Origin of the sequence: Hominilimicola sp. (assembly GCF_046972485.1) — a bacterium.
GTDB classification, from domain to species: domain Bacteria; phylum Bacillota; class Clostridia; order UBA1381; family UBA1381; genus Hominilimicola; species Hominilimicola fabiformis.
The window spans coordinates 1-4,532 of sequence record NZ_JBKVWU010000155.1 but is presented as its reverse complement, the minus strand read 5'-3'; the positions used below and the strand labels follow the sequence as shown (position 1 = coordinate 4,532).

The 4,532-nt window shown below is 39.2% G+C and carries 3 protein-coding genes and 2 tRNA genes; 3 read left to right on the top strand and 2 right to left on the bottom strand.

Translation table 11 applies throughout. From position 1 onward, the window contains the following. Positions 1-235: 235 nt before the first annotated feature. Both ACLTU0_RS10970 and ACLTU0_RS10965 read right to left on the bottom strand, forming a co-directional pair. Positions 236-311, bottom strand: a tRNA-Lys gene (locus tag ACLTU0_RS10970). A gap of 138 nt (positions 312-449) precedes the next feature. After that, a tRNA-Arg gene (locus ACLTU0_RS10965) sits at positions 450-526 on the bottom strand. Between the two features lie 282 nt (positions 527-808). Between ACLTU0_RS10965 and murA the strand changes: the two genes are divergently transcribed. The 3 genes from murA to ftsZ all read left to right on the top strand — a co-directional run bounded on the left by murA (position 809) and on the right by ftsZ (position 4,345). Then, positions 809-2,059: a UDP-N-acetylglucosamine 1-carboxyvinyltransferase gene (murA, locus tag ACLTU0_RS10960; protein WP_337598982.1), complete on the top strand. Its 1,251-nt coding sequence runs from the start codon at positions 809-811 to the stop codon at positions 2,057-2,059. Between the two features lie 14 nt (positions 2,060-2,073). Further along, on the top strand, positions 2,074-2,994 hold the full coding sequence (locus tag ACLTU0_RS10955; protein WP_337871164.1) for a cell division protein FtsQ/DivIB: 921 nt from the start codon (positions 2,074-2,076) through the stop codon (positions 2,992-2,994). Positions 2,995-3,175: 181 nt separating this feature from the next. Continuing rightward, positions 3,176-4,345 carry a cell division protein FtsZ gene (ftsZ, locus tag ACLTU0_RS10950; RefSeq protein ID WP_337871162.1) on the top strand — a complete coding sequence of 390 codons (1,170 nt, stop codon included), beginning with the start codon at positions 3,176-3,178 and terminating at the stop codon, positions 4,343-4,345. Positions 4,346-4,532: the final 187 nt, after the last annotated feature.

The following is a 4,532-nucleotide window of genomic DNA, read 5'->3' as shown; positions in this document are numbered from 1 at the left end:
TTCTTGTCCTCCTAAAAATTATTATCTCTGTTTCTTTTTTGAGGTTTCCCTCATTTCTTGTCTTTATTATACGCCCATTGGGCGTAAATGTCAAGCCTTTTTTCAAAAAAATTAAAAAAATTTTGCAATAAAAAAACAACGGACAAAATCCGTTGTTTTAAAATTATATTTGTTTCATACAGAACAGTAACCGACCTATCAAATACATTTTGATAGGTTCGAAAACTGCGACTAATGGTACGCGATCAGGGGTTCGAACCCTGGACACCCTGATTAAGAGTCAGGTGCTCTACCAACTGAGCTAATCACGCATATTCAGTTTTAATGTCTGACGACAAATGATATGATAGCACATTAAAATTATTTTGTCAATACTTTTTTGCAAAAAATATTGTTTTTTATAGAAAAACAAAAAAATATCCGAACCGAGGTTCGGATATTGTAACTTATGGTACGCCCGGAGGGATTCGAACCCACGACCTAACGGTTCGTAGCCGTTCACTCTATCCAACTGAGCTACGGACGCATATCTGTTTAAGCTACGCATAATATATTACCATAAAGGTGTGGGTATTGTCAAGAACTTTTTTGTAAAAAAAGAAAAAAATTTGATTTATCTATCATATAGTATGAAATTTTTAACCGACAAATTTTGCATTGTTACATTGATATTAAAGGTATATTATTTTTATAAATTAACCCTTTAAAAATTTTTTGAAATGTGCTATAATAATAAGACTGTAACAGAATTATAGATATTTCGTATTATAATCATATGAGAATTATATTATAATGCGAGGTGTTTAAAGTGGGCAAACTTGTTATAGACGGCGGAAATAAGATAAGCGGTGAAATCGGTGTACAAGGTGCGAAAAATGCCGTACTGCCGATACTTGCAGCCACGGTTATGGCTGACGGAGTATGTACTTTGAAAAACTGTCCATATCTTCGTGATGTAGATAAAACAGATTTGGTGCTTGAAAGATTGGGCTGCAGAGTACATAGGGCAGGCAATATCGTAACGGTTGATACAAGAGGTATGTGTGACTGTAAAATATGTGAAGATTTAATGCGTGAGATGCGTTCTTCAATCATATTTTTGGGAGCGATAATTTCAAGGTGCAAAAAAGCGGTTGTAAGTATGCCCGGCGGTTGTCCGATTGGTTTAAGGCCGATTGATTTGCATTTAAAGGCTTTGCGTGAACTTGGTGTCGATATTCAGGAAGAACACGGCTATATAAAATGCAGTACTGATAAGATTGTCGGCGGAAACATACATCTTGATTTTCCAAGCGTCGGAGCAACCGAAAATGCTATGCTTGCCGCAGTTTGTGCGGAGGGTTTTACAACTATTACAAATGCGGCGCGTGAACCGGAGATTGTTGATTTGGGTAACTTCCTGAATTGTATGGGTGCAAAAGTCCGCGGTATGGGCGGCAGTGTAATAAAAATAGAGGGAGTAAGCAAGCTTCACGGTGCGGAGTATACGATAATGCCCGACCGTATTGTTGCCGCAACATATCTGGCCGCATCTGCGATTACGGGCGGAGAGATATGTCTTAAAAATGTCAATCCACGCGATATGGGAGCAATGCTCCATGTGCTTTTGGATATGGGAGTACAGCTTAGAATAGAAAAAGATAAAATTATTCAGAAAGCTCCCAAGAAACTTGAAAGTATACATATAGTAAGAACAATGCCGTATCCGGGTTTTCCGACGGATATACAATCGCCGTTTATGGCGCTTGCAACTGTGGCAAGAGGAACAAGTGTATTTATAGAAAATATATTTGAAAACAGATTTCAGCATGTTGATGAACTTACACGAATGGGTGCTGACATAAAAGTAGAAGGCAGAAGTGCCGTTGTAAGAGGCGTAAACGTTTTGCAGGGTGCAAATGTTGTTGCAAGAGAACTGCGCGGAGGCGCGGCGCTTGTTGTTGCGGCACTTGCCGCAAACGGTACAACGACGATTGGCGGCACAGAATTTATAGACAGAGGTTATGAAAATATAGAAAAGTATCTGCTTGAATGCGGAGCGAAAATCAGACGAGAATAATTCAGGGTGATAGTATGGATGAAAATAATCGTAATATACGAGTCGTCAAAACAGGCGGTCGTAAGGTTACAAAAACTACAACTGAATATGATTGGAGCAGGTTAGAGAAAAGAACCTTGAAAGAACATAAAGATGTTCCCGAAAGAAGTGTTCGGCGTGAACCTACACAGCTTGAACGAAAAATTCGCTACCAAAAAAAACAAAAGCAACAGCGTCTTAAAATACAGCGTAGACGTGCATTGTTGGGATTTGTTTTGGCGGTGATTCTTGTAAGCGTGCTCTTATTTATGACACCGATATTTAACATTCGTTCCGTATCGGTTGAGGGAAATGTTCTCGTAACAGCCGAACAGTTCCAAGAAAAGCTAAAACCGCTTGTCGGTCAAAATCTTTTCCGCAGCGGCAGACGAAAAATAAGGAATACGTTAAAAACAATACCATATATAGATACCGTTGATGTGCAGAAAAGGTTATTTCCACCGTCAGTAAAAGTTACGGTGACGGAATATACACCGTCTGCGTATATAATAATTGACGGTAAGACATTGCTTGTAAATTCTGAATTGAGAGTTTTAACCGATACTGGCAACAACGGTGAAACATTACCGACAGTAACTGGATTGACGGTTACGGACTATAAATTGGGTGAAATTTTAAAAACCGACGAAAACGAAAAATTCGATATTACAAAAATATCGCTGTCAACGCTTGAGGCAACGGGTATTCTTGATAAGGTTATCGAAATAAATGTTACAGATGTGACTGACATAACAATGAATTACGATAACCGAATAACCGTACAATGCGGTACGCAGTTGGATCTTGAACGTAAAATAAGACTGTTCAGAGAAACCGTTATGAGTAACAGTTTGACTGAAAATGCCCGCGGAACAATGGATTTAAGCGAGTCCGGAAAGGCGATATATACGCCGTAAAAATAAAATTGCACAAAAATTAAAAACAAAACGACTATAATATTGTGTAAAAATTTTCGGCGTTTTGAAAATTTGTGGGAAAAAACTATTGAATAAGTTGAAAAAACATAGTAAAATAATATATATGCGGAGATTTCCCTGTTGGATTTGTTGGGGATAAACTACGAAGGAGGATATTTAGATGAGTGATATGCCTATCGGTTTGGAAGAAAACACTACAATAGACGGCGCAAGAATAAAGGTTATAGGTGTCGGCGGCGGCGGTAACAATGCTGTGGACCGTATGATCGAGGCCGGCGTTACAAAGGCAGAATTTATTTGCGTCAATACAGATGCACAGCAGCTTGCAAATGTAAAAGCACCGACTGTACTTAATATCGGCAGAAAGCTTACAAGCGGTTTGGGAGCAGGTGCAAAGCCTGAAATCGGCAGACAAGCGGCTGAAGAATCAAAAGATGAAATCAAGAATCTTGTAAAAGATACAGAAATGGTATTCGTAACAGCAGGTATGGGCGGCGGAACAGGTACAGGTGCCGCACCTATTATCGCAGAGGCTGCGAAATCTCTTGGTGTACTTACAGTTGCGGTAGTAACAAAGCCTTTCTTCTTTGAAGGACCTCAAAGAATGAGAAACGCTGAAGAAGGTATTAAGAACCTTGCAGAAAAGGTTGACGCTATTGTTACTATACCAAACGATCTTCTATTGAAGATTGCAGACAAAAAGGTTACAATTAAAGATTCATTCAAACTTGCAGATGATGTTCTTCGTCAAGGTGTTCAAGGTATCATTGAAGTAATTACTCAAAGAGGTATTATGAACTGTGACTTTGCCGATGTAAGAACAATTATGAAAGACAGCGGTGTCGCACATATGGGTATCGGTGTCGGCAAGGGTGAAAATGCCGCTCAGGACGCAGTTCGTGCGGCTATTGAAAGTCCGCTTCTTGAAACAAGCATTGAGGGTGCTGAAAACGTACTTCTTAATATCACAGGCGGAAGTGAATTCTCACTTGTTGATATGGGCGAAGTATCAAGCATTGTTCGTGACCTTGTAAGTGAAGAGGCAAATATTATTGTCGGTACTGCTATGGACGATAATCTTAAAGATGAAATTAAGGTTACTCTTATTGCAACAGGTCTTGACGGTTCATTAAGACGCGGTAAGGATAAAGCTAATGATGTAAAGAATATTACACCTAAGTTTGCAGGTTCTTCAACATCAAGCGACAGAAAGACTCCGTCTTATTCTTCATCAGTTTCTGATTATGATGATAATGCAATTTTCAAGAGAAAGTTAAAGCCGGGAATGGGTAGTATAGATGTTCCCGACTTCTTTAAACCAGGCAGATAATTTAAAAATTAAGTAATATAAAAGCCACGAGTTTACTCGTGGCTTCAGCGTGTAGACAAAAGTGTCTACACGCTGGCAGAGGTCGAGAAATAAGTTCGGATTTTGCGAAAATGAACTCGTCGGCGTACGTTTGTACGTTAGAGTTTATTTTCGCAAAAAGTGCACAGGCAAGCCGTATATCGAAGAT